Consider the following 25,979-nt stretch of genomic DNA (forward strand, 5'->3'; position numbering starts at 1 on the left):
GAGCGGAAGGGAGATTACGGCAAAGACAAAAACAAACGGCAGCTGACGGGTGTAATTATAAATTATTTTTGTATACTTTTCCGTTTTTCATGATCAGTAACATGTTCTTTTCCGGTTCGGTCAGTACTTTTATATCTTGTAATGCATTTCCGTCTACAATGATCAAATCGGCCAGCGCTCCTTCTTCGATGACTCCCAGCGTACCCGGATAAGGATTGCGGCGGCCGGATAAGGACAGCAGTTCGGCATTGTCGTGGGTAATCATTTTCAGAATTTCGTAATTGGAAAACCAGCGGGTCATTTTTTCAATATTCAGATTCTGGTTCTTTGCATTGGCTGGATTGAACAACAGATCGGTTCCCCAAGCCAGTTTTACGCCGTATTTTTTGGCCAGTTTATAGGCATTTTCCGTTCCCTGTACGACCAGTTCGTGTTTTGCCTGTTGCTGGGGATTGGAATAGTGATTATTCCCTTCTCCGATAAAAGGTTGCATGGATAGCCATACGCCTTTTTCTGCAATTAGTTTCATGGTTGGCTCATCGATCAGCTGACCGTGTTCTATGCTTTTTACGCCTGCTTTAATGGCCCGGCGGATGGCTTCCGGTACATAGACATGTACCATTACGTAGGTTCCGGCATCGTTGGCAGCCATAACGGCAGCATGCAACTCGTCTTCGAAGTACTGTACATCTTCCAGCTGGTCGTATAAAGAAGAAACTCCGCCACCGGCCATTAATTTAATCTGACTGGCTCCCAGACGCAGATTATTCCGGGCCGCTACTGTTACGGCATCGACTCCGTCGGCAACCATCGCTGCTCCGATTTTTTCCGTATGAGTCAGTCCGCAGCAATCAAAGGGTTGCGGAATATCGTATACCATTCTGAAATCACCATGTCCTCCGGTTTCTGTGATGATGGCTCCACTGGGGTAAATCCGGGGACCCAGGAGTAATCCTTCATCTATTGCCCGCTTCAAACCAAATACCGGTCCTCCGGCATCCCGTATGGTGGTAAAGCCCCGCAGGAGGGTCCGGCCTGCTTCCTGCCCGGCTCGCAGCTGAGTATAAGAAGCATGGGCCGTCAAAAGGTCTACCATGGTATTGGCTGCCAGGTAAGCATGCCAATGCGCATCTATTAATCCGGGCATCAGGAATTTTCCATGACCGTCGATTACTTCAACATCTTCCCCCACAGTTATCGGTCCGGCGGAAACTTTCCGGATCACATTGTCTTCAATCCATATATTTCCGGTAATTGTTTCCGGATTTTTTCCGTCAAAGATGACAACATTCTGTATCAAAATTCCTTTTCCCATAGTCAGTAATGGCCACAATGCCAGTAAAATGATGAAGTGTAGTTTTTTCATAGATGTTTCATTCTCATTCAGGTTGTTTTTATTACTCTTTTCCCCTTTCCTTTTTTTAGATGCAATTCAGAAGATTATCAGTCGGAATGGGAAAAATAAAACAACGCTTTTCGACTTTCTTTTGAAACAATTATACGTTTGAGGATAGAGAAGGTTTTATATTATCCCTATTCCTCCCTACGGATTTTTTAGGTTGAATTAACAAAATAAAGTTGTTGGGAAAAAGAGATTATTTTTGCAGTTTTTTTATTGCTCGATCAATTCGTAAAGAGGGATGGGGTGTGAGGCCCGGTTGGAAATATGTATTTCTTCCATTTCTGACGGACAGGAAAAGGTATAACAATTTTTGTCGGCTGTTCCCAGGGAAATAAACCGGTTGTCTTTTGTTTTCCCTTTTATGTCGAGTGTTGCCTGCGGAACTAAAATGGACAGTAAACTGTAACAGCATTCCGTACCTTTGTGCGGGTTTACGATAACGGCGCTTTGTCCTGGAAACAGTATGCAGGCTGTTTGCAGCTGCTTGTCTGAGAGAAAGGCAACGCTGTTTTTAAGGTCTGTCAGCTGGGGGGAAGTAAGGCTGTATTTTTTCAGGTAGATTTCTTTTTGCGCCGGACTGAAATTTAGAAAACGGATGTATTGGAAAGGAAGACTATCCGGTAGAACTGCTGTAAACGCTGTTCCCTGGAATTTTACTGTAGAGGGGATCCATTCCATACCGTTTACTGAAATTTCCGTGCGTCCCCATTTTGAAACGGAGGTATTGAAGTTGACTTCTAGGCGGGTTGAAGAAACAGGATAGGGAAATGCGATGCCCAGGTATTCTCCGGGACGGATCCGGATTACTTCCAGCAGCGGGGATAGTGAAATACCGTTTGTATCTTTCCGGATGGGCAAGTCTTTGATTTGTTCGATATTTGTATAAAGCCGGGGAACGGAACTGTTGTTTTGTGTCACCTGGGATTCCTTTTGCCAGAATTGTTGTTCGCTGATAAGGCGTATGCTGTCGATAAAGGGCTGCATAACAAGGGAACCGGTTTTTATTCCGGTTTGATACGGATTTTGATTGGAGGTCCTGTCTGTACGGAGACGCTCATTTTCGTAACGGATCAAGGCGCTGTATTTGTCCCAATATTCACTGAGGCCTTCGCGGGGAGATAATGTGGCTAATTCGGTAGCCGCAATACCGGCTTTCCCTAGGATTTCAAATTGAGTTAACCAGGGGGAGATTTCCCGGAGAAAGTCTGGGTTTTCCCGGCTTGCTGAAAGCTGAAGAGGGGCTGATGCGATCTTTTGGTATTCTGTACGGATTTGAGAAAGAGATTCTTGTAGGATTTCTCCTTTCCGGAAGGCTGCCAGAAATTTCCGGATTTCCGGTTTTATATTTACCGATTCTTCCCTTCTGTATTTGTGACCGTTGGGACCGGGGTCTGAATTGTGGGTGGCAAAGGTATGCAAGGCCGGAGATGTACCGGGCATCAATACTTGTATAGCTTGTTCCCAAGCTTTTTCGGGATCGTATTTCACAGGATTCCAGGCATAATCTGCCACACTGAAAATCGCGATTTTAGAAGCTTCGGCTTTTTCCATCGGATTGGCTACAAATCCGGACATCTTTTTCCCTGCAGCGGCCTCTAAGCCGTAGGCAGGTCCCATTAACAGATGATCCCGGACATAGTCGTTTACCGGGAAATTCCACCATACATAAGCCGGCCGGCGGATACGCTGATTGACCCACTCCAGACCGGAAGCGGTGATGTCGGAAATAACCCGGTCGCCGGTCCACATAACCAGCACAGAAGGATATAGTTTTTCTCCTAAAATGTCCAGGTAACTGCCGGATTGGGGATTTGACCAACTTTTGTTGTATTCAGTGGGGCACATGATCAAAGGGGTTACATCCGGTTTGGCAGCTACGAAATGGTTGTGCAGAAAATTCAATAATTCTGCCTGGCGTAACGGGTCGGTTCCTTCTCCGGAGATATCGTCAAAAAAAACGGCGAAAGAACGTACTCCCAACCGATACATATCTTCAAATTTTTCCAGAAGAGCCTGACGGTCACTATTATTCCATTGTATATCCTGTCCGGGATGAACGGCCCATATAAAATCCACCTGATTGGCTTTTGCTGCTTTGACCAGTTCGCTGATCTGCTCTGCCTCTTTTTCCGGATAGGGAATTCTCCAGTGAGGAGAACTGTGATAAGGATCGTCTTTCGGACCGTAGATATAAGTATTCAATTTAAAATTTCCATAAAAGTGCAGCTGGCGGAGGCGGTCTTCATGACTCCAGGGTTGTCCGTAGAATCCTTCTACTACTCCCCGGTAGGCTACTTCCGGAAAGTCGGTAATATCCACTTCCGGTAATGAATTGTGCTGACGGAGCTGCCGTAACGTTTGCAAAGCGTAAAAAATACCTCTCTCGTCCGCTCCGGCGATAACTATGGTTTCCGGACGGACGGATAAATAATAAGCACCCGGAATTTCCGGAACCTGTGTCCGGAATTTTTTAATATAGGGATCCGTTGTTTGCCCCATAAAGAGTTGGGGAGAACGGCCTTTTTTCCCCTGTTGAAGCGGAATAATTTCCGAAAGCAACTGTTGTAAATGGGGATCTGTATGCTTCGTCTTTACCCGGAAAGCCTGTTCTAAAGAAAAGGTTTTACCGGTAAAATTCATTTTCTGAGGAGTCGGGAAAATTTGTATGTCAGTACAAAATCCTGTAAAATAACTTATTACAAAAATGCAAAGGAGAGAAAAGCGGATATACATAAACGACTGTATTTAAAAATTTATTTATCGGGTCAGCAAAGGTAAAAAATTCTGAAATCAAAAAGAATAACTGTATTCCTGGAACAGTAGATTTTTGTAGCTTTCTATTCGTTCTTTGTATTGTACCCATCCTCCGTCTTGTTTTGCCTGAAAGGTTCGGGCTGCGTTCGTTATAGCGTAACGTTCAGCTTCCGCTGCAACGCCGATACTTCCTCCTTTTAGGTGCACAGAATGCACCTAACGTCGGCGGACAACCCGGCGTTGCGGCCGCTGTAGCTTCACACGCTATCACACTCACCTCCGCCAGACCTTTCAGGCAAAACAAGACTCCGGAGAAGCAGTCTGTGCCTTGAATAACCGGTATTCAGGGCGGTTTGTTCAGAACCGGAGGTCTGTTGTATTTGCCGGTCCTTGCGGGAACGAGCGTCTTTTCGTTTGAAGTCCGGAGTGTTAAAAAACGCCGGGTTGTTTGCCGACGTTAGGCAGGCAAAGCCTGACTAAAAGGAGGAAGTATCGGCGTTTTAACGCAGGACGAATTACGAAAAAGCGAGTGGAGCATCAGACCGGCAAATACAACAGACCGAAGGGAAAAGACGACAAAAGAAATCTACGTTTTTCCTGGGAATGAAAAAAGCTCCCCTGCAGAGTATATACAGGGAAGCTTTTTAAACTACATCTTAAAGTATAATTTATTTTTTAGTCTTCTAAAAAATTGGGATACATATAATCCGTTGCCGGTACAAATGTCTCTTTAATAGCCTGGGGAGATACCCAGCGGAGCAGATTCAGGACAGAACCGGCTTTATCATTGGTGCCAGAGGCTCTTCCGCCGCCGAAGGGCTGTTGATCTACTACTGCGCCGGTCGGTTTATCGTTGATATAGAAATTACCGGCAGTGTAAGTAAGACGCTCAGTCATCCATTCGATAGCAGCCCGGTCTTGTGAGAAAATAGCGCCTGTCAGTGCATAATTGGAGGTATGATCCAATATGTCAAGGGTTTCTTCTACCTGGTCCGGTTCGTATACATATACAGTCAGTACCGGTCCGAACAATTCTTCCTGCAGGGTGACATAATCCGGTTTTTTAGCCAGAATAACAGTCGGATAGATAAAGTAGCCTTCTGATTTATCGTATTTTCCTCCCATAATCACTTCTGCGTCCGGGGAAGCCTGTGCATTGTCTATCGCTTTCGCCAGTTTGTCGAAAGAATCTTCATCGATTACGGCGTTTACGAAATTTGTAAAATCTTCTACGCCTCCTACTTTGATTTTAGCCAGATCTGCTTCTACATATTTCCGGACTTCTGCCCAGATATTGGAAGGGATATAAGCCCGGGAGGCTGCCGAACATTTCTGTCCTTGATATTCGAAAGCGCCTCTTACCATAGCGGTCGCTACCTGTTTAGCGGGTGCTGTCGGGTCGGCAAAAATATAGTCCTTCCCTCCGGTCTCCCCGACAATGCGCGGATACGTCCGGTATTTGGTAATATTTTTTACAATATTGGTCCATACGCTGTTGAATACGCCTGTAGAACCGGTAAAATGAATACCGGCAAAATCTTTACTGCTGAGGATGACGTCAGAAGCTACCGGTCCGGAACAATACACCAGATTGATAACTCCGTCAGGTAATCCGGCTTCCTTTAAAATCTTCATAATTAAGTGTGCGGAATAAACAGCAGTCTTGGACGGCTTCCATACACATACATTCCCCATTAATACCGGAGCTCCCGGCAGATTTCCTGCAATAGAAGTAAAGTTAAAAGGAGTCAGGGCAAATACAAAACCTTCTAACGGACGCCAAACATTACGGTCCCAGATTCCGGCCGAAGAATTCGGTTGCATATGATAAATTTCATACATGTTTTTTACGTTGAACCGATAGAAATCTGCCAGTTCGCAAACACAGTCGATTTCAGCCTGAAAAGCATTTTTAGATTGTCCCAGCATAGTGACAGCATTCATCAGCTGCCGGTACGGACCCGCAATTAATTCTGCTGCTTTTAAAAAAATAGCAGCCCGGCTTTCCCAATTCATCTTTTCCCAGGCCGGTTTTGCCTTCATGGCAGCATCGATGGCCATTTGTACGTGCGAAGCATCTCCCTGATGATAATGGCCTAACAGATGTTTATGTTCGTGGGGAGGACGGATATCCATTAATTTGCCGGTTCGGATTTCTTTCCCATCAATAATCATCGGCAGGTCTGCCACCGTGTTTTTCACTTCAGCCAATTTTTCTTTCAATGCTTTGCGTTCCGGTGAACCCGGAGCATAACTTTTAATTGGTTCGTTGGTAATGTTGGGTAATCTGTATACTCCTTTAGGCATAGTTGATAAGTATTAAATGTTAATGATATGTTTTTACAAATATAAAACTATTTCCGGGATAAAAAATATGACAAAAGTCATAGAGTTTTCAGCCCTGTTGGTCTTATGGGAAAAAAGGACTTAAATAATGAAGATTTACAGAGAAACTCCCTATCTTTGCAGCGGAATTTGCTTTGTATATTTTCAATTCTCAGTGTTTTATGATTTCAGTAAATGGTGTAAGTGTTGTTTTCGGAGGTTTTTATTTGTTGGATTCCGTGTCTTTCCTGATTAATAAGAAAGACCGGATCGGCTTAACGGGACGGAACGGAGCAGGAAAGTCCACTATGCTGAAGATGCTGGCCGGACTGCAGCAGCCTTCGGAAGGGAATATTTCAATGGCTTCCGGCTTGCGGATCGGGTATTTGCCTCAAACCATGATCTATCAGGATGGGAATACGGTACGGAAAGAGGCTGAGAAGGCTTTCAGCGATTTACTGGCATTGCGGGAAGAAGTCGACCGGATGAACAGCCGTTTGGCCGAAAGGGAAGACTATGAATCCGAATCTTATATGCGTTTTCTGGATCGTATCCATGAAAAAACCGAACAATTGACCCTGAGGGGAGAAGAAAATGTCAATGGGGAAGTGGAAATTGTCCTGAAGGGTTTGGGTTTCACATCGGAAGATATGGAACGTAAATGTGAAGAGTTCAGCGGAGGATGGCGGATGCGCATCGAATTGGCGAAGATATTGCTGGCGAAACCCGATATATTCCTTTTGGACGAGCCCACTAACCATTTGGATATCGAATCTATTTCCTGGTTAGAATCTTTTTTGCAGGGATATTCCGGAGCAGTGGTATTGGTTTCGCACGACCGGGCTTTTTTAGATAATGTGACGACCCGTACTATCGAAATCTCTTTGGGAAAAATATACGATTATAAAGTACCCTACAGCAAATTTACAGAGCTTCGGAAAGAAAGGGTGGAACAACAATGGAGAGCTTATCAGAATCAGCAGAAACAGATAAAAGATACAGAAGAATTTATAGAACGTTTCCGTTATAAAGCGACGAAATCAGTACAGGTGCAATCCCGGATCAAGCAGTTGGAGAAACTGGAACGGATTGAGGTGGAAGAGGAAGATGCTGCCCGGATTAATATCCGTTTCCAGCCGGCGGTCCGTTCCGGGGATATTGTACTTACGGGAAGGAATTTGTGTAAATCGTATGGGGAAAAGAATGTGTTGAGGGAGGTAGACATGGATATTAAAAGGGGCGAAAAAGTCGCTTTTGTAGGAAAAAACGGGGAAGGAAAGTCTACCTTGGTGAAAATGATTATGAATGAGATCCCCTATGAAGGGATTTTGAAAATCGGTCATAATGTAAATGTCGGATATTTTGCTCAGAATCAGGCGGATATGCTGGATACACAACTGACAGTGCTGGATACGGTCGACCGGGTGGCAGTAGGGGAAATCCGGAAAAAAATAAGGGATATTTTAGGTGCTTTTCTCTTTTCGGGGGAAGATGTAGATAAAAAAGTGGAAGTTTTGTCGGGAGGTGAGCGGACGCGTCTCGCCATGGTCCGTTTATTACTGGAACCTTATAATCTGTTGATACTGGATGAACCCACCAACCATCTGGATATGCGGACCAAGGATATTCTGAAAGAGGCGCTCCGGAAGTTTGAAGGAACGGTGATAGTCGTTTCCCACGACCGTGACTTTCTGACAGGCTTGGCGGATAAGGTCTATGAATTTGCCAATCACGGTATTAAGGAATATATAGGAGGAATAAGCGATTTTCTGGCCGCTAAGAAAGTGGCCTGTTTCAGCGAATATGAAAGATGGAAGAACAAAAATTCCGTTAAGGAAACAGGAGGTACCTCAGGTGATATCAAAATTTCCGGAGGAAAATTATCTTATGAAGACCGTAAACAACTGAACCGGGAAATAAAGAAGGCAGAACAACAGGTTGAAAACGTGGAGAAAGCCATTTCCACATTTGAGGAAAAAATAAAAGAGATGGAGGAAAAAATGGCTACCGGAGCGGTAAATGAAGATATTTATTTACAGTATAATCAGTTGAAGAAAACACTGGAGGACTATATGGAAGACTGGGAAAAAGCCCATGAAGTTTTGGAAAAGGTGAAAGGGAAAAAAGCAGAATAAGTGAAGAAAATCAGATACAATACGATATAAAAGTGAGATATGGCAAAATACAAACAGGAATATATATTCGGTTTACGGGCTGTAATAGAAGCGATACAACAGGAGAAAGAGATTGATAAAGTGATGTTGAAGCAGGGAATACGAGGAGAATTATTCCAGACCTTGTTTTCATTAATGCGGGAGAGGCAGATACCTTTCCAATATGTACCCGACGAAGTCTTCAAACCTTTTGCTGACCGGAATCATCAGGGGGTATTGGCAGAGGTGGCTCCTGTCCCTTATCAGGATATTCAGGAAGTTTTGGATCAGGTGGCTGCAAAGGGTGAAATTCCTTTTGTACTGATCCTGGACCGGGTGACTGACGTCCGGAATTTCGGAGCTATTGTACGAAGTGCTGCCTGTGCAGGCGTACATGCAATTGTTATTCCCAATAAAAATTCGGCTAAGATATCTTCCGATGCAATAAAGACTTCGGCCGGTGCTTTGTATCATTTACCGGTATGCCGGGTACTGAACCTGAAAAAATTGGTCCGGGAACTCAAGTTTGTGCGGAAGATAAAGGTATACGCCGCTACGGAAAAAGCTGAAAAATTTTATACGGAAGCAGATATGACTTCTCCCCTGGCTATTGTTCTGGGGTCCGAGGATAAAGGGATTGACGAGGGACTGTTGAATATTGTAAATGAGCAGATCAGGATTCCGTTAAAAGGCGAGATCGAATCCCTCAATGTTTCTGCTGCTGCTGCTGTGATGATGTTTGAAGCGGCCCGGCAGAGAGGATTTTGATTCCTGTTTAAAAGATAAACAGTATCCTTTGAAAATACCGGCTACCGGGAAGAGAGGTTAACGGTAAAAATTCCCTGTGTCATACCAGGATTCCTTCTTCGTCAGTTTCAAGTCCCGCAACAGACTGGAACGGACGTTGATCTGGAAATTATAGGACTGGTGGGTCCCGAAAGGAATACAGGAAAAAGTCATATCCCAACAATGCAGGTCCCGGGATACATTGAAACTCGTCGCTGTCACTTCGTGATTGTCGAAGTCGTATCCCGTGCTGAATCCGATTTTCCATTTAGGCGTCAGAGAAAAATCCCCGTTTACCCGCAGCATTTGAGAGACCGTCCCTTCCGATAGAGCTTTGGTAGCTCCCGGATTCGGATTCCGGTACCAGGTTTTCGAATAATTCAGGGTATAGTCGACACTAATCGACCAGGGTACGTCAAAATCGACATAATGGTCATAAAACCCTCCCACTAATTCATTTTTTTCTTCTCTGTTTTTCCCATTGTCGGAAGTAAACTGAAAACCGGTAGAAACACTTACATTTGTTAAACGGCCCAGGCCTCCGTGAAATTTTTTGATACGTGTCCCGTTTACATTTACGGCATAAGGGTCTAAAGTGGCAGTGGCATCCAGGTTCAGCTTATCGTTAAACAACTTTGTACGGGCAGCAATCCGGATATTGGACCAATTCATTGAATCGGCAAATATATCATAACTGGTGCCGATACTGAGACTTTCCAGAATCTTTATTTTCTTAAATTCGTTTTCTCCGGTAGTGTCTTTATCATTCCGGACTTTCATTTCGATATTGTTATCGATGCTCATACTGATGTTTCCGGAATTTTTCTGCGTGCCGCTGGGCGTTCCGTAAATACCGTCTTCATAAATAGAATATTCGTGTTCTGCATTGTCAACGTCGAGGTAAGTATAATAATATTTACTTCTTTTTACACCTATTTTGGGCGTATACGAAACGGAAACACTGGGGCGGATGACATGCCGTATAGCATATACTTTACTTTCAGGTTTAAACATATACATACCGTAAATAGTGGGATTATAGGCTAAAGTAACACTGGCAGTATAATTGTGAGCGTAATGCAGACCGTTGATCGTATCTTTTTTTACATAACCTTTGGCATAATAAGAAGTATCACTGACCCAATATTTCCGGATGGCGTGAGTATAAAGCACTCCATTATAAGTAAAATTAGGAGTCAGGGAAACGTCTTTGATGACATTAATGGTTGAACTTACAGGTATAGAATGTTTGAATCCGTTTTGCCATTTGTCGATAGATGATTTAAACAAAAGGTCTTCCTTGGTTTGAATACTGTTTTTCAGTTCAGCCGAATACGAAACTGAAATGTTGTCGTACCATTTCAGGTCTCCTGATTTTCCTTTTTTCCGCAATGGATAAAATTGGCTGACCCGGAAATTGACATTCGGTAACGTTACGGAGATGGAGGAATCCCGGCTATTCTGGTTGTGATTGAAAGCTGCTGTCAGACTGAACGGTTTTTCCGGCCACTTTTTACTCCAGGAGATACTGGATTGCTTCCGCTGGTTGGCAATGTCATTAATATTTGTGGAGTTATAGTAGTTATTGTTTGCTGAAGAAATGTCGACGGAGGCAGAGAATGTGCTGTAAGGATTCGCTTTATTATCCTGTGCATGTGTCCAGCGGATGGACCAGTCACTGGATTGCGTATAATCCGGCATCCCTTTTTCACTGGTATGATTCCGGCTCATCGTAAAATTCAAATTCCCGTTGTATTTATAACGCTTCCGGTAATTCGTAATGAGGTTGAGCCCCCAGGAACCATTGGTAAAAATGTCCCCGGTGAGGGCTAAATCGATATAATCGCTGATGGCCCAGTAATACCCTCCGTTTCTGAGGTTAAAACCTCTCATCCGCTCATCTCCGTAAGTTGGCATAATGATACCGGAAGTCCCCTTTTTGGTAATCGGGAAAAATCCGAAGGGAATAAAAAGCGGGAGGGGAACGTCTTCCAGAACGAGATTGGAAAAACCGGCAATAACCTTTTTATCCCGTATCATTTTGGCTTTATTCATCCGGATATAAAAATGAGGATGGTCGTGCTGATCACAGGTCGTATACCACCCTTCTTTAACACAATAAATGGAGTCCGTCAGCTTTTTGGTTAATTTTCCTTGTACATACCCGTCTCCTTCCTGAGTAATGATGTCTTTTACAAAACCTTTTCCCGTTTCAAAATTATACCTCAGTTCTTTACTTTCGAATTCCTGGGATCCGTCTTTAAAAATGGGGGTTCCTACTATCGTTCCCGAAGTATCCGGTAAACCTGAAGCAAAAGCTTGTTTTTTCTCCATGTCCAGTTCGATAAACTGGGCATTTAATTCGGTAGTGATGTATTTGACATTCGCATTTCCATAGAGGAACACTTTTTTCTGTTCTACGGAAAACCGGATTGAATCCTCTGCATCGTAAGAAATGATGTCCTGAAAGAGTGGTTTTTCTCTTACCGTATCCCTGATGACCGTATCTGTTACTATCGTATCCTGTATGAAAATGAGGGGTTCCGCTTCTATAACCGGAGGGGTTTGGGAGAGGAAAAGAGAATCCGCTTTCTCTTGCGCAGCAAGTGAACCCGTAATAAGTGTTACCATTACAAAAATGATACACAATCTAATAAATTGATGTATATATTCTCTAATTTGCAATTTATTGTATTATTTTTGTGTGGACGATGTCGCCGTTCACTTTCTGATTCCGAATGGCAAATGTAAGAAATATTGACTGTTAATACTCATTATTCTTTTTAAAAAGTTTTAAATATCATGATAATTCGATGCGGAGTGGGTGGATTTTTAGCAACGATGATACTTCTCTTTTTTCCGTTTTTTGCTGAAAGTCAGGATAAGTTGGGGAAAATCAAGTGTATATGTATTGATGCGGGACATGGCGGAAAAGATCCGGGCTGTATAGGGTTAAAGAGCTATGAAAAGAATATTGCGTTGAGTGTGGCCTTAAAGGTAGGCAAATTGATTAAAACGGAATATCCGGATATTAAAATTGTATATACCCGGGAAAAGGATGAGTTTATCGAATTGGATCAGAGGGGAAAAATCGCCAACAATCATAAAGCTGATTTATTTATCTCCATTCATGTAAATGCTGCAAAAGATAAAACGGTAAAAGGAATTGAGACCTATGTAATGGGGTTACATAAATTGCAGGCCAATTTGCAGGTGGCAATGAAAGAAAATGCGGCTATAAAGTATGAAGATAATTACACGGTCCGTTATGCCGGTTTTGATCCTTCCCGTCCGGAATCCTATATTATCTTTTCTATGATGCAGAATTTATACCTGGGAAAGAGCCTGGAAATAGCAGGATTGGTTCAGGAAGAATTGATTAAAAGTACCCAAAAACACGATAGAAGTATTCGCCAGGCGGGTTTTCTGGTGTTGAAAGATGTGGCCATGCCGGCTATCTTGATCGAATTGGGTTTTATGTCTAATCCGGAAGAAGAGCGTTTTTTGAATTCTCTCTCCGGTCAGAATAAAATGGCAGGAGCGATTGCCAGGGCTTTTCAAAAATATAAAACGCATGTGGAAAAGAATAGCGTTGTGCTGACACCTCATCAGACGGAAAGGGAAAAAGATACACTTCAGCAAAATCAGGTATCCGCTTCTTCACTTGAGCTTTTTTATGCTATACAGGTTGCTTCAGCGGTTGCGCCTGTTAAAAATACACAGAACTTATGTGCAGATTATGAGATTGAAGAATTACTTACAGAGAAACGGTATCGCTATTTTGTATGTAAGTCATCGGACCTGGAAGAAGTAAAGCAGAAGTTACAAAAAGTCCGTAAAAAGGTAAAAGATTGTTTTATTATTGCCGTACATAAGGGGAAATTGATTAATATTGCAGAGGCTCGCAGGCTGGAAAAGAATTTGAAATAAACACTATGGTAATAAAAAAGGAGATAAAACTGGCAGTGACAGCTATTGCAGCTGTCATTATTCTGATTTGGGGTATTAATTTTCTGAAAGCAAAGGCTCTTTTCGACCGGAATAATATGTTTTACGGTATTTACGACCGTGTGGACGGATTAAAAATATCCAGCAGTGTGATCTATCGGGGATATCATGTGGGACAAGTAACTGCAATTCGTTTTACGGGAGAACGGTATGACCGTTTGCTGGTGCAGTTTTCCGTTGGAAAGAATCTGGAAATACCGGTTAATTCCGTAGCTGTTATTCAAAATGCAGACCTGATGGGCACGAAAGCTATTAATATCGTACCCGGAGATTCCATACAATATGCTCAAAGTGGGGATACATTGCGGACAGCACTGGAATTGGGGCTGATGGAGCAGTTTAATAAGCAATTGCAACCGTTAAAGGTCAAAGCAGAAAATACGCTTTCTTCTCTGGATTCCGTACTGTCAGTCGTACAGGATATTTTTAATACGGATGCCCGGGGAAATATTGAAGGAAGCCTTAACAGTGTACATAATACCTTATTGAATGTAGAACATGCTTCTGCTAGCCTGGACGAATTGATTACGGGACAGTCTTCCCGCATTGCTTCTATTCTGGAAAACATCCATAGTATTTCTGCCAATTTAGAAAAGAATAATGACAATATTTCCCGGGGATTGGATAATATTGTTGTCATCAGCGATTCTATACGTGCGGCAAACCTGAGTAAAAGCATAAATAGCCTGAATGGCATTTTGTCCCAATTGGATTCTATCGTACTTAAAATCAACAGGGGAAAGGGAACTCTGGGAGAAGTCGTAAATGACGATGATCTCTATTACAATTTAACGGCTGTCACGGAAAACCTGAATAAGCTTTTAACTGAATTCCGTACCAATCCGAAAAAATTTGTCAATCTTTCGCTTGTCAGTTTCGGTTCGGGCGTTAAAGAAGGAGATCAATACGGAATTTCTATTTACGAATCTGAAAAACCTTTGCCGGCAGATTCGGAATGGTATTTGAAATATCCTGATCTGGTGGAATTTAAAAGCCGGGGCCAATTTTTATACTTGATAAATACTTACAGAAAATTAAAAGAAGCGGAAAAAGACCTTGGGAAGATTAAAAAAGCATATCCAAATGCTTTTATTGTTAAAATTTCTCAAAACTAATATCTGGAATGCTTCTAAATAAGCAGGTAAAAATGAGGGTTTATTATTAACATAATGTTATTATTTTTATTAATATTATGATTAATGTTAATTGAAGAACTGACCTTCTGTTTTAGTACATTAGAGGGATTGTTAAGAAGCGGTTAAGGTGTATTTCCGGATCCTTCTCAAAGTGAATTTTTTTATTTTAACAAATTGAATTTTTCTTGTGTAAATATCTGAAATACAGTATATTAAATTTAAAGTACTGATAATAAACCCCGAGCGTTTTTTTCAAAAAAATAAAATAAAATGGTATTTTTTTTATCCACTTTTTTTTCTCAATTTAGCCTTCCCAAAACGGAAATGAAACAAAAAAAAGAAACTATCTTTCTAACAGTAAACTATGGAAAAAGATTGTAAAATAATTTGGACGAAGTGTCTAAGGTTGATTGAGGAGCAGTTACCGCCCAAAACTTTTAAGACATGGTTTGAGCCAATACGGGCATTGAAATTAAAAAATGACGTATTGACGATTCAGGTAGCCAGTAGCTACGTATATGAATGTTTGGAAGAACGTTTTATCGATATCCTGAGAAGTTCTTTAAAAACAGTTATTGGTCCGAATGCTAAGTTAGAGTATTCAGTTGTTGTGGAGAATCAGCCGAAGAAGCCTTTAGCTGTTACTATGTCGTCTTCTCCTGAAAAGAGGCCGGAGACCAATACGATTTATTTGAATAAGCAACTTTCCGGCGGTTTGAAGAATCCTTTTGAGCGGACCGTAAATTGTTTGCAGATCGATTCCCAGCTGAATCCTGTTTATACGATGGAGAGTTTTATCGAAGGTGCCTGCAATCGTTTGGCGAAATCGGCAGGGATGGCTATCGCAAAAAATCCCGGGGGAACCGCTTTTAATCCTTTGTTGATTTACGGAGGCTCCGGCTTGGGAAAAACACACCTGGCTCAGGCTATCGGTCTGGAAGTGAAGCAAAATTTTCCCGGCAAAGTCGTATTGTATGTGTCGACAAATTTATTCCAGACCCAGTTTACTGAAGCGGTACGAAAGAATGAAATCAATGATTTTATGCATTTCTACCAATTGATCGATGTATTGATTTTGGATGATATTCATGAGTTGGCAGGGAAAACGGCTACACAGAATACTTTCTTCCACATTTTCAATCATCTCCAGCAGTTAGGAAAGCAGTTGATCCTGACTTCGGATAAGGCTCCGGCGGAATTGAGCGGTATAGAGGACCGACTGTTGTCCCGTTTTAAATGGGGATTGTCTGCGGAAATTAAATCCCCCGATTTTGAGACGCGCAAAGAAATTGTCCTGTATAAAGCTAAAAAGGACGGTATTGAATTTTCCAATGAGGTAATTACCTATATTTGTAAATATATTAATAATAATGTCCGGGAATTGGAAGGAGCTATGATTTCATTGCTGGCGCAGGCAACTTTTAATAAACGGGATCTGACTGTCGATGTGGTGAAGGATATCCTGGTAAAGATGGTTCATAAACAGGCGGAAGAGGAACTGACGGTGGATAAGATCCAGCAGGTGGTTTGCGGACATTTTCACATAACACCGGAAACTTTACAGGCCAAAACCCGTAAGCGGGAGATTGTACAGGCCCGTCAGCTGGCAATGTATTTCTGTAAAAATTATACCAAGGCTTCCCTTTCTTATATCGGAAACCAAATCGGTAAAAAAGATCATGCTACAGTATTGTATGCTTGTAAAGCGGTAGCCGATCTGATGGAAACTGACCGGAAATTTAAAATGGAAGTGGAGGAGATACAGCGGAAGTTGTATTGCGGAAATTGAGAGAAAAGATTTTGACCGGAGGAAACCTTCAGTTCTGTGCCTTAGGGAATTAACCAGAACCGGAGGTTTTTTTGTAAACGGGAGGTTTTGTTTACCCTTTACGGATGGAAAACGGGCAAAGGAATGGTTTTATTTTATCTCCGGCAATGGGAGAAGGGAAAGAAATATTATGGAAGGTATGGAAGATCTATATAAAACGATAGAAACGGCAGCTGAAGGTCTTTACAAAGAAAAAGGCAGTAGGTTTATCGCGCTTGCTTATCCGGTTTATACGGAAGAAGAGATTAAATCCATACTGGCCGGGGTAAAAACGAAATACTACGACGCTCGCCATCATTGCTATGCCTATTGTTTGGGGGCAGATAAAAAGCGTTTCCGGGCGAATGATGACGGAGAACCTTCTTCTACAGCAGGAAAACCTATCTTAGGACAGATATTATCTGCCGGCCTGACCAATATTTTGATTGTAGTCGTGCGTTACTTTGGGGGAATAAAATTGGGGGTATCCGGATTGATTCATGCTTATAAAGCCGCCGCCGCCGATGCCATCCTTCAGGCCAGGATCATTGAAAAAACGGAGGACCGTTTGCTTCGGATCCGCTTTAGTTATATGGTCATGAACGAAGTTATGAAGGTGATAAAAGAAGAAGAACCGGAAGTGCTGAATCGGGAATTTGAATGGGAGTGCCGGATGACTTTGTCGATACGTCAAAAATCCTGTCCGCAATTGATGGCCCGTTTGGAAACCATAGATTCTTTAATTTTTGAGGATTAAATCTTTTTTTTCAGCCTCTGTTTTTTCCTTTTTGTTTTCATTCCTTAGGGCCTGATTAAAACAATGGCGGCAGAGGGGCTCGTAAATGTCCTTTTCCCCTAACACCACCAAACGATCGTTGTCTGCCAGCCGGTGGGAGTGATGTGCCAGATTCCCGCAATGTACGCATATGGCATGTACTTTACTGACATATTCGGCTATAGCCATTAATTGAGGCATGGGACCGAAGGGATTTCCCAAAAAATCCATATCCAGTCCGGCGACGATTACCCGTATCCCGTTATTGGCTAATTTCTGGCATACTTCTACAATATTGGCGTCGAAAAACTGGGCTTCGTCTATGCCGACTACGTCTACATCCCCGGTAAGTAAGAGGATATTTCCTGAATTTTCTACCGGGGTGGAACGGATTACATTTGCGTCGTGCGATACCACTTCTTCTTCCGAATAACGTATATCAATTTTGGGTTTGAAGATTTCGACTTTCTGACGGGCGAACTGAGCCCGTTTCAGGCGTCTGATCAGCTCTTCCGTTTTCCCGGAAAACATGGAACCGCATATAACTTCAATCCAACCGGCTTTACTGGCATTTTCCAAAAACATCCTTTTTCCCTTTTATTGATGAGACAAATGTATAAAAAACGCAATTGTCACACAATGGAAAAATCTGTTAAAAGAGATGAAGTTACCAACATCCTCCGTTGATAAATATTTTTTTCTGTCTTCTACTTTCAAAAAAAGTAAAATAAAATTTGCAGTTTTAATATTTCCCCTTATCTTTGCACCCGCATTCTAAAAGTAAAGACGATTCGCTAGCTCAGTAGGTAGAGCACAACACTTTTAATGTTGGGGTCCTGGGTTCGAATCCCAGGCGGATCACTGAAAGATGCGCTGTAAGGCGAAAAAGTACAAACGACTCCTGCAATATTACTACATTGCAGGAGTTTTTGTTTGCTGTTATTACTGCCTTACAGACAAAAATACCTTAAAATTGTGACTAAATTGTAGCTGTTTTTCAGCCCCTCAAAAAATGATCATTCGGAGTCCTGGACGGGTAGATTACGAACTTTTTGTTTATCCTATAAATATCCTCATTTAAAGGCTTTAATCTGAAAATATTGCAACTTTCTGCCGGAGGGACATGCTACTGTTGCGTTCTTCGGTCCGAACGTGCCGTTTATCAGTACGCGGGTCTGCATATCGCCCGTCAGCGGAGAAATTGCCCTCCGGAACATTTGTAGACGGTCATAGCTGCCGTCATTGTCCGCAAGGCCGTTTCTGCCCTTTGTCCGTATTAGCAGAGCAAACACAACTGACAGATATAAAATGTTTGCTTTTATAATTTGTCAGCTGAACACGATTTCCCAGTTCTCTTCCGGCAGTTCCAGGTAGCGGCACAAATCCGTCAGCACGTCCGGGGTGCTTTCCTCCGCCTGCAAAGTTTCTCCTTCCGCTTCCGGGAGGTCGTTTGCTTTACGCATGGCCTTGCCAAAGGCATCGGCAAAGCCTTTTATCGAATCGTAAGACAGTAAAGGAACCTTATCGGATATTTTAGTGGACGGGATGATTTTGGCATGGAGCACACCATGGCAGAGGGTGAGACAATAAGTGGAGGATTCGGTATCGGCGAATTGCACGTAGAACTCTACGAATGGTTCTTCTCCCTTTCCGAATGGTCCGACCATTTTGCGGCCGTCTACGAGGATGCTGAGGTATTCAAAAGCTTGCTCCGGTTCCAGGACCGCGAGACGGGCGACGCAGTTGCCGATCAGGATTTCTGTGGGTGTAGGAGAGTGACGGCCTTCACGGAGTTCCTTGGCGCCGGTGAGGAAGATATTGCGCCAGGTACCGGCTTCGAAACCGTAGGCCAGTTGTTCCATGGCATCGGCCTGAAGAAAGCAGGCTTTGCGGAGAAGATCATCGCCGGGATCGTCGTCCGGAGTATCCGAAGTTGTATCATTCTCGGTTTGGGTGTCCAGTGCGAATACCATCTGCCGGGTCAGCTCCATTGTCCAGCGGTAATCACCCCCGGCAAAATATTCATAGGCTTTTTTCAGTACTGCATTTGCGCCACCCATGCTGTCCACAAACCGACAGGCAGCCTCGGCTTCGGGATAGCGGAAGTAGTTGGCAGGATTGCCATCCCACCAGCCTACATAATATTGAAAGACGGCCTTTACGTTGTGGTTGAGCGAGCCGTAATAACCGCGGTTATAACACTTCGAGGCCAGAGACGGGGGGAGGACGAACTGTTCGGCGATTTCTTCCATGTTCAGTCCCCGGTTAATACCGTGAATGACCTGATCGTTGAAGAAGCGGTACATGTCACGCTGGCTTTTCATGATTTCGCAGCATTCTTTATTTCCCCACACAGGCCAATGGTGAGTACCGATAATCGTTTGGATATCTTCTTCCCATTCATCCAGCGAGCGGTCGATGGCTTGGGAGAAGGCTTTTGGATTACGGATCTTGGCACCGCGGCAGGTCAGCAGGTTGTGCATGGTGTGGGTGATGTTCTCGCCCGGGCAGAGGGTGTGGTAGTCCTCGAAATAGATGTGGTATTCCGAAGGTGCTTCGCTGTCGTGGGCGTCGAGGAAAGAAATCTTCCGACCGTCGATCACCACCTTGCGGACATCTCCTGCTGCGAAATCGATTTCCACCGAGGGTTTATACAAAGCTCCTGAAGCGTCGCCTACGGTCTTTCCTAATCCGCTGCCGATGTGACCGCGTTCGTCGTGGGGAAGGGTGCGGCCGTACATGTAAGCTGAGCGGCGCGTCATGGAATTACCCAGATAGAGGTTTTCGGACACGGCCTCGTCGTAGAAGCAGGCGGGGGCGATGTAGAGAATATTCTTGGTGGCAGGGTTAACGTCCGCTTCCGGAGCGGGGACATAATGGATCGTTTCGTACTCTTCTCCTTCTTTGCGGGAAATATACGCTTCTCCGGGGGGAATTAATTTATGGCGTTTGTCGGTCAATGCCTGTATGCCGCGGTAATGGTCTACGTGGCTGTGGGTGACCAGTACGGCAACGATACTGTTTTCGTCGTTCTCCGCATTGCCTGAGGGAAAAATCCGCCGGAATTGAGCCAGTCCTTCTTTCACGTTCTCCTCTCCTCCCAGTGGGTCGATGACAATCCAGCCGCTTTTGCCCCGGACGAAGCTCATCGTGGCCAGATCGTAGGAACGTATCTGGAGGATGACGGCGTTTCGGATGATGTCTTTATATTTCTCGTTGTCCGGCGAGAGCTGCTCGCTGGGCACGGGGATCGGAAGACCGTTGTTATAGCTTACTACAAACAGCCCGTTTACGTTGTTCATTTGTTCCTGCCGGAGCAGGTTGGGGTGAATGGTCGTGCAGGTGAGGGCATCGAGATCGTTCAGAAAATCGTATGAGGGCATGTCCCAGGCAATGGTTTGGTTTTGGCCGATAGAGGGACCGGCAATGCAATCTGTCAGTGCGGTACCATCGACACGCCCTTTTCGTGCATTCTTTATTTCAACAGCATAGTCTGCGGCGGAAGGAAGGCCGGAGGTGTTAAACAGGGTTTCTTTGGCGATAACAGAGAGGTTAGGTTTGCGGTAGTCGTTGCTACCCCAGGAAGCCAGGGGTTTTAGAGTCACTTCGATCTCCTTTACGTCTGCAGGGAACGGACAAGTTGTTTTCAGTATATAGTCCTTACCGGGTATGAGGTTGTTCGGTGTGATATACTTGTTGTGGATTCGTTCCGACACAACGGATGGCGGGTTGTTGCTGGCCTCGGTGGAATAGATGGAGAAATGAAAGCTGTCGGGGGAATTCTTTACATCCCAGGCGAGATAGCATATTTCCCCGGACTCATCCCTGGGTTTCTCCAGGGTAAAGGGTTGGGAAGTGAACTCCTTGTTTTCGTTTAGTTGTATCTTTAAAGTGATATCCTGAAATACAACGGATGATTTGTTTGCTTCATTCATGATATTCGTTGTTTAGGTAAATGATTTAATTAAAATTGTGGGTCACTCTCCCCCCTTTGAGGATAGCTAAGGATAATTCAAGTGACAGATAGCAAATAAGGGGAACGTCTGGTATTCGTTATGTGGTTTGATATTCAGTTTTTCATTTTTTTCTATCTGTCAGCTGTTGTTTGTCATGAGGTTTGCCGGAAAATGGCTTCTCCGTTTGAGATTCCATTTTCCGGGCGTCGGGAATTCCCGAGCGCTGTTACTATAGTGTACTTTGTTTCCTGGTCTGTCTTTGGCAAGGAGAATTCTGAATTATTCTTTCAGTCGGTATGTCTTACACTTTCCCCGGTTGTCGGGATCGCGGATGCCGGTAAACTCGAAATCACGGATTTCACCGCTGGGGGTGGTATAGAAAAGGCTGAGGTCTTTAAAAGGTACATTTCCCTGTAATGAAGTGAGGAGTGCCTGTTGCATGATATAGCGGTAAACCGGCACGCCGGGGTCGGGCTGGTAGGGCGTGAAATTGTTGAACTTCACCCCCGACGGGTCGGATAGTTCGCTGAGGTCTATTTCGAGCAGCGTCATCCGGTGGGCGAAGGTAAAAGTAATTTCACGGGGGCTATCGGGGGTGGGGTCGCCGCGGGCAACCATCAGGTCGGCGGCGGTGTACTTCTCATGGGTACTTTGGTCGGCCGGAATGGACCATTCGCGGATGAGGGGGGTGAAGAATATATCGGGATCTGTGTAGTTATAAAGAGGTTTGGGCACCTGCTGCCGATAGGGGTAGTAGGCAAAGTAAGCGCACTTTGTGCCGTTGTACCAGAGGAGATTGCCGTCAGGATTCTTCCACACCGGTTTGCCGTTCTCCTGAGTAAGCACAAAGGGAAGATTGGTGTATAGTCTCTCACTTTCACCTCTTCTTGAGGGTGTGAAAATTCCGATGGTGTCGCCTTCGGTGAATATCGTTTTGTGGCCTTCTTCCGTTGTACGGGTGGACGGGCCGCCGTTGTTCGGGGTGCCGGGGGCGAAACCTGCGTCCGCCACCTGTACGGTGAGGGGAATGCCTGCTTCTTCTGCCGCGTCCGGCAGCTCTTCGCGGGTACAGCTCCACAGCACCGCTGCCAGCAGGATACCCGGCAGCAGGCGTAGCGTGTGATATTGTTTTCTTTCTTTCATATTTTTTGTTTTTAACTGTTTATCTAAAAAGCAAGGACTGGCCGGACAAGCCCGGTGTAATTCTTAATTATTTTACCCAACTTGATTGTATTATTCCTCATATCAAAATTGAAAAACCAGGCATTGTTATTGTCGTATATGGAACTTGTCCAATAGCGGAAACTGAAATCCTGCGCACCGGGAATCCATTCCAACTGTGTGGAAATATTTCTTCGCGCGTAGGGTTGTTCCTGGTCCAGGGAGACGTTTCCCGTTGTATTGAACTTGCAGCCGAACAGGTTCTCCGCGATGTCCCACCATTGCCCGGCGGAGGGGAGGTACCAACCGGAAGTCCCGGCGGGAGCGGCGTATGGTTTCGTCCTGTCCGTCTTGCCATATTGGCTGACTTGGTAGAAGGCTTCGTATTTTGTATCTTTCAGGGCATCGGGATTCCCTTTTCCGATAGCGTCTATCACTTGCCGGGTGGCTTCGTAGCCGGATAGAAAGCTCTTGCAGTCGTAGAATGTGGTAATTGCTGTCATACCCGGTATAGACCCGGAAGCTCCCCAGTACCATTTATTGGCACTCTGTTCGGGAAACTCGCCGCAGGCGGTAAGGGCTACCACATAGCCGTGTGTCCAGCCCTTATCTGTTTCTGCCTTGGTCATCCGCTTCCAGTCGGTTTGAAAGACGATACCGATGACCTGTTTCCCTTCCACGGGTGCGATGTCGAGCCAGGCTTCCGTGCCGTCGGTGTAGCGGCGGTAGCCGCCGTCGCTTCGTGTGCCGTCGCTGTAAAAGTAATCGAATATTTTGGTGTCGGTTGCTCTGAACCCCGGTTGAGGTGTCCTGGCTGTCAGCTCCTTGTCTTCGGTGTCCTCCCATGCGGTGGATTCTTCGAAGCGCACTACGGAAAACCCTTCCCGCTCCACGGTGATGTTGTAGGTGTATTTATGGCCCCCCTTCAGCGTGAGTTCATCATCGCGCTGGGGAGTATAGGTAAAAATAAGTGCTAATTGTGTGTTGCGAAATTTGATAAACACCTCGTTTTTGTTCAGTATTTGCGGTACGAGCAATGCCTCGAAGGTTTTAACAAAACCGGTTTCAGGTATTAGTCGTGCATGCGCATACAGGCTGTCGGGATATATTGCGGCAGGTTTCTGTTCTATTGTTCCGTCAGGGTTTATTTTATTCGGAGTGAAGGACTGATTACAAAATTGCAGTCGTGCCGGGCGAATGTTGTCTTCCGTCACTCCGTCACCGGCTTTGAGGTTGATCACTACTTTTGTGAGGAGGTGGCGGAGGGTAATTGCCCGGTTACCGGTCAGGGAGATCCGGGTGGCGGGGGCGAACAGAAAGTCATTCTGCTCATAGGGGGTATACTCCTGATCTTTCTTTACGGTGATTGCTTCGGGCAGCTCGTCCGAATAGGGATACCATGCCACGACGGTTTTCTCCTCGTCGGGACTGTTCCAGCGGGGAACTTCCTGGCCGGGGGCTGCTGTTAGCTTCCCTTCGACATCGGCTATGAATTTATAGTGTTTGCCGTCCAGTTGCACAGCTACTTCTTCGCCGCCTTCCCAGGTGTTATCTACGGTAGCACGGCTCTGTACAGGACCTCCTACTCTGGCTGTCAACTCCACGGGAGAATTCTTCCCGGGCCATTCATCCGTGGGGAAGTTGTCGTCCGTGCAAGACGAAAACCAGACGACAGATGACAATAGACTCATGATAAATAAGAGGACAGATAGGGAATTCCGTCCGTACCTCTTCGGATTGCCTCTGTGATTACACATCCGCTTTCTTGATTTGTCTTTTATCCTGTTTTTCATATTATCTTTTTTCTTATTTTTTGATTCCATCTTTCATCCCTTATCTCTTTTTATATGCCGTTCTACTCTGGAAAGGCGGAGCCCTCTCTCGGTTGTCCCACAGCTTCCCAGTCTTTGATCGTGGAGTCCACGATGAGGTCGTTGAGGTCCACTGTTATGTTATAGATATACTTTTTGCCGCTTTCGAGCTTTAGGGAAGCTCCGGCCGGGATTTTGTAAATAAATGTCCTCCCGTCGGGGGCCGGCAGTTTCACCCTGATAAATGCCTTTCCCACGTCAACTGTTTGTGGTACGACAATCGCCTCGGCGTAATGTATATTAGGGGCATTGAAGTCGGTAGTAGTCATAGTGGGGATAATGATCGGGGTGATACTTCCGGATGCTTCAACCATTCCGGCACGGGCGGTAGCTTGGGTCATATCCGCATTTTTGTCCGGGCGGAATGTAGCTTGCGTCCGGGTATTATCAATGGTTACCACAACTCCTGCCAGGTCAGGATTGCCGTTTCCCCGCTTCAGCACTACTTCCACCTTCGACAGCATGTGATAGAACGTAAGGGGGATGACATCGGGTGTTGAGCTCACTTCCTTTTTGATGGCAAAGAGCAGGTCGGAAGCTGTGTAGGCAGCTGACGTAGTCTGGTCTGTTTCTGTCTTATGGGTAATCGGAATATCCTTCGAGGGAAATGCTGTCTTCGTATATGCCGGGTTAGAGTGAATGGCGTAGATGTTCACAGGATCCGGTGAAGTGTAATACATGGTGGTCTGGTAGGAAAATCCGCCCTTGCCGTCGGCATTCAGTATGTTGTTCTCGTAAAGTGGCATGGCATTTTTGTCTTCTACCCAGACGTTTATCTTTTCACCTGCGGCAATCTGTGTGTCGGAGTCGTATGCCCGTGTCGGTGTAGTAACACCGCTGCTCAGGCGGATTTCGTTGTTCCAGTTATCGGGAGATATATCTCCATTGTCCCTATTACAAGCTAACAGTGCGAGAGCTCCTACAATTGTTGTTAAGGTTTTCAGTTTCATAATCGTTCTGTTTTTTAATTTGGTATTTATTTATCGTTATTTTGTTTTTACTGTTCAGTTGCCGATCCGTTTTCGCCCTTATCCCCGTTGCCGGATATCCAGTCGATGATTGCGGAGCCCAGATCGGCACGGTTGGGGCTGCGGAGGTTTCCCGTAAGCTTCACGGGGGTGAATTTCCCGTCGTTGAATCCGGCAAGCAGTTGTGAGAGATCGCTGCGGGTAGTTTGAGGCGTTGGCTCGTTACCTTCGAAGCTAAAGGTAACGGCAAGTTCCTGCTGCGTGTCAGAAATACCTGGCAGACAGGCTTCTCCTGTAATTTTATTCCCCGTACGGGTAAAGGAAAGGCTTACCGAACCCGTACTATTAGCCGTTGTACCCGTATACAAATCTACAGTAGTAGCTATGCCGCTGAGGGTTGCTTCAATACCTGCGATGCGGTCGTATTCCCCTTCGGTCACCGTCAGTTCAAAGCATAGCAGGCGCATCCGCTGCCGCATTGGAAGGAGGGCATATACAGTATCGTCGGCGATGACCGTAATGTCGGTACTTCCCGTGAAGAGCCATTCCGCCTGTGAGGTAAACAAGCCGGGGTTGCCTGCTGCCTTTTCAAGCGTCGCCTTCCCGTTGGTTATCGTAAAACCTTGTGGGATATTCCAGGCGCAAACTTTTAGGGTTCCGGGAGTAAACAGACCGGGGAATACAGCAGGATTGGCGGTTAGTGCAGTGGTGGTACCGTTCACTTCTGCTGTGTATATGACCGGAATTTCTACTCCTTCACCTCGTGCCGACCAGTCGGCAGAGAGATTAACCGCTCCCTCTTCTGGATGCGGAGTATTGTAAATCGGGTCTTTCACGTTGCAGCTCGCGAGGAGAAGCAAGGCGCATCCGAATAATG

17 protein-coding genes and 1 tRNA gene are annotated in these 25,979 nt (G+C 44.9%); 8 read left to right on the top strand and 10 right to left on the bottom strand.

Annotation, left to right across the window (positions count from 1 at the left end):
• Positions 1–55: 55 nt before the first annotated feature.
• The 3 genes from Q0465_RS11165 to pruA all read right to left on the bottom strand — a co-directional run bounded on the left by Q0465_RS11165 (position 56) and on the right by pruA (position 6,463).
• A complete protein-coding gene (locus tag Q0465_RS11165) occupies positions 56–1,315 on the bottom strand; it encodes an amidohydrolase family protein (protein WP_298616333.1) in 1,260 nt (419 codons plus the stop codon).
• Between the two features lie 297 nt (positions 1,316–1,612).
• The gene (locus Q0465_RS11170) at positions 1,613–4,135 is read right to left on the bottom strand and encodes a beta-N-acetylglucosaminidase domain-containing protein (protein ID WP_298616240.1); all 2,523 of its coding nucleotides are present in this window, start codon (positions 4,133–4,135) and stop codon (positions 1,613–1,615) included.
• A gap of 696 nt (positions 4,136–4,831) precedes the next feature.
• Entirely contained in the window at positions 4,832–6,463 is a 1,632-nt protein-coding gene (gene pruA, locus Q0465_RS11175; RefSeq protein ID WP_298616243.1) for an L-glutamate gamma-semialdehyde dehydrogenase, read from the bottom strand.
• Positions 6,464–6,663: 200 nt separating this feature from the next.
• Between pruA and Q0465_RS11180 the strand changes: the two genes are divergently transcribed.
• Together Q0465_RS11180 and rlmB are read left to right on the top strand one after the other, a co-directional pair.
• A complete protein-coding gene (locus tag Q0465_RS11180; RefSeq protein WP_298616246.1) occupies positions 6,664–8,616 on the top strand; it encodes an ABC-F family ATP-binding cassette domain-containing protein in 1,953 nt (650 codons plus the stop codon).
• A gap of 39 nt (positions 8,617–8,655) precedes the next feature.
• Positions 8,656–9,402 (top strand): 23S rRNA (guanosine(2251)-2'-O)-methyltransferase RlmB, encoded by a 747-nt coding sequence (gene rlmB, locus Q0465_RS11185; protein WP_298616247.1) that lies wholly within the window; start codon positions 8,656–8,658, stop codon positions 9,400–9,402.
• A 57-nt stretch (positions 9,403–9,459) separates the two neighbouring features.
• On the opposite strand, the gene Q0465_RS11190 is transcribed toward rlmB, so the two are convergent.
• A complete protein-coding gene (locus Q0465_RS11190) occupies positions 9,460–12,051 on the bottom strand; it encodes a putative LPS assembly protein LptD (protein ID WP_298616250.1) in 2,592 nt (863 codons plus the stop codon).
• Between the two features lie 171 nt (positions 12,052–12,222).
• Here Q0465_RS11190 and Q0465_RS11195 point away from each other — a divergent pair, with 171 nt between their 5' ends.
• The 4 genes from Q0465_RS11195 to Q0465_RS11210 all read left to right on the top strand — a co-directional run bounded on the left by Q0465_RS11195 (position 12,223) and on the right by Q0465_RS11210 (position 17,128).
• Entirely contained in the window at positions 12,223–13,350 is a 1,128-nt protein-coding gene (locus Q0465_RS11195; protein WP_298616252.1) for an N-acetylmuramoyl-L-alanine amidase, read from the top strand.
• Between the two features lie 5 nt (positions 13,351–13,355).
• On the top strand, positions 13,356–14,543 hold the full coding sequence (locus Q0465_RS11200) for an MlaD family protein (protein ID WP_298616254.1): 1,188 nt from the start codon (positions 13,356–13,358) through the stop codon (positions 14,541–14,543).
• Positions 14,544–14,928: 385 nt separating this feature from the next.
• The gene (dnaA, locus tag Q0465_RS11205; RefSeq protein WP_298616257.1) at positions 14,929–16,353 is read left to right on the top strand and encodes a chromosomal replication initiator protein DnaA; all 1,425 of its coding nucleotides are present in this window, start codon (positions 14,929–14,931) and stop codon (positions 16,351–16,353) included.
• Between the two features lie 178 nt (positions 16,354–16,531).
• The gene (locus tag Q0465_RS11210) at positions 16,532–17,128 is read left to right on the top strand and encodes a YigZ family protein (protein ID WP_298616259.1); all 597 of its coding nucleotides are present in this window, start codon (positions 16,532–16,534) and stop codon (positions 17,126–17,128) included.
• On the opposite strand, the gene Q0465_RS11215 is transcribed toward Q0465_RS11210, so the two are convergent.
• Complete coding sequence (locus tag Q0465_RS11215; protein ID WP_298616262.1) at positions 17,111–17,731, bottom strand: thymidine kinase; 621 nt, start codon at positions 17,729–17,731, stop codon at positions 17,111–17,113. The two genes, Q0465_RS11210 and Q0465_RS11215, sit on opposite strands and share 18 nt — an antisense overlap.
• 203 nt (positions 17,732–17,934) lie before the next feature.
• On the opposite strand from Q0465_RS11215, the gene Q0465_RS11220 reads away from it, so the two are divergent.
• Positions 17,935–18,007, top strand: a tRNA-Lys gene (locus Q0465_RS11220).
• 467 nt (positions 18,008–18,474) lie between these two features.
• Here Q0465_RS11220 and Q0465_RS11225 read toward each other — a convergent pair.
• The 5 genes from Q0465_RS11225 to Q0465_RS11245 all read right to left on the bottom strand — a co-directional run bounded on the left by Q0465_RS11225 (position 18,475) and on the right by Q0465_RS11245 (position 25,569).
• Positions 18,475–21,081, bottom strand: coding sequence for an alkyl sulfatase dimerization domain-containing protein (locus Q0465_RS11225; RefSeq protein WP_298616265.1), 2,607 nt, complete (start codon positions 21,079–21,081; stop codon positions 18,475–18,477).
• Positions 21,082–21,381: 300 nt separating this feature from the next.
• Positions 21,382–22,245, bottom strand: a complete 864-nt coding sequence (locus Q0465_RS11230) for a fimbrillin family protein (protein ID WP_298616267.1) — start codon at positions 22,243–22,245, stop codon at positions 21,382–21,384.
• 23 nt (positions 22,246–22,268) lie between these two features.
• A complete protein-coding gene (locus Q0465_RS11235) occupies positions 22,269–24,086 on the bottom strand; it encodes a fimbrillin family protein (protein WP_298616269.1) in 1,818 nt (605 codons plus the stop codon).
• A gap of 32 nt (positions 24,087–24,118) precedes the next feature.
• Entirely contained in the window at positions 24,119–25,084 is a 966-nt protein-coding gene (locus Q0465_RS11240; protein WP_298616272.1) for a fimbrillin family protein, read from the bottom strand.
• Between the two features lie 47 nt (positions 25,085–25,131).
• On the bottom strand, positions 25,132–25,569 hold the full coding sequence (locus Q0465_RS11245; RefSeq protein ID WP_298616274.1) for a hypothetical protein: 438 nt from the start codon (positions 25,567–25,569) through the stop codon (positions 25,132–25,134).
• A gap of 43 nt (positions 25,570–25,612) precedes the next feature.
• Between Q0465_RS11245 and Q0465_RS11250 the strand changes: the two genes are divergently transcribed.
• Positions 25,613–25,924 (top strand): hypothetical protein, encoded by a 312-nt coding sequence (locus tag Q0465_RS11250; protein ID WP_298616276.1) that lies wholly within the window; start codon positions 25,613–25,615, stop codon positions 25,922–25,924.
• Positions 25,925–25,979 lie beyond the last annotated feature (55 nt).

The organism is uncultured Odoribacter sp., assembly GCF_937966165.1.
Lineage (GTDB): Bacteria > Bacteroidota > Bacteroidia > Bacteroidales > Marinifilaceae > Culturomica.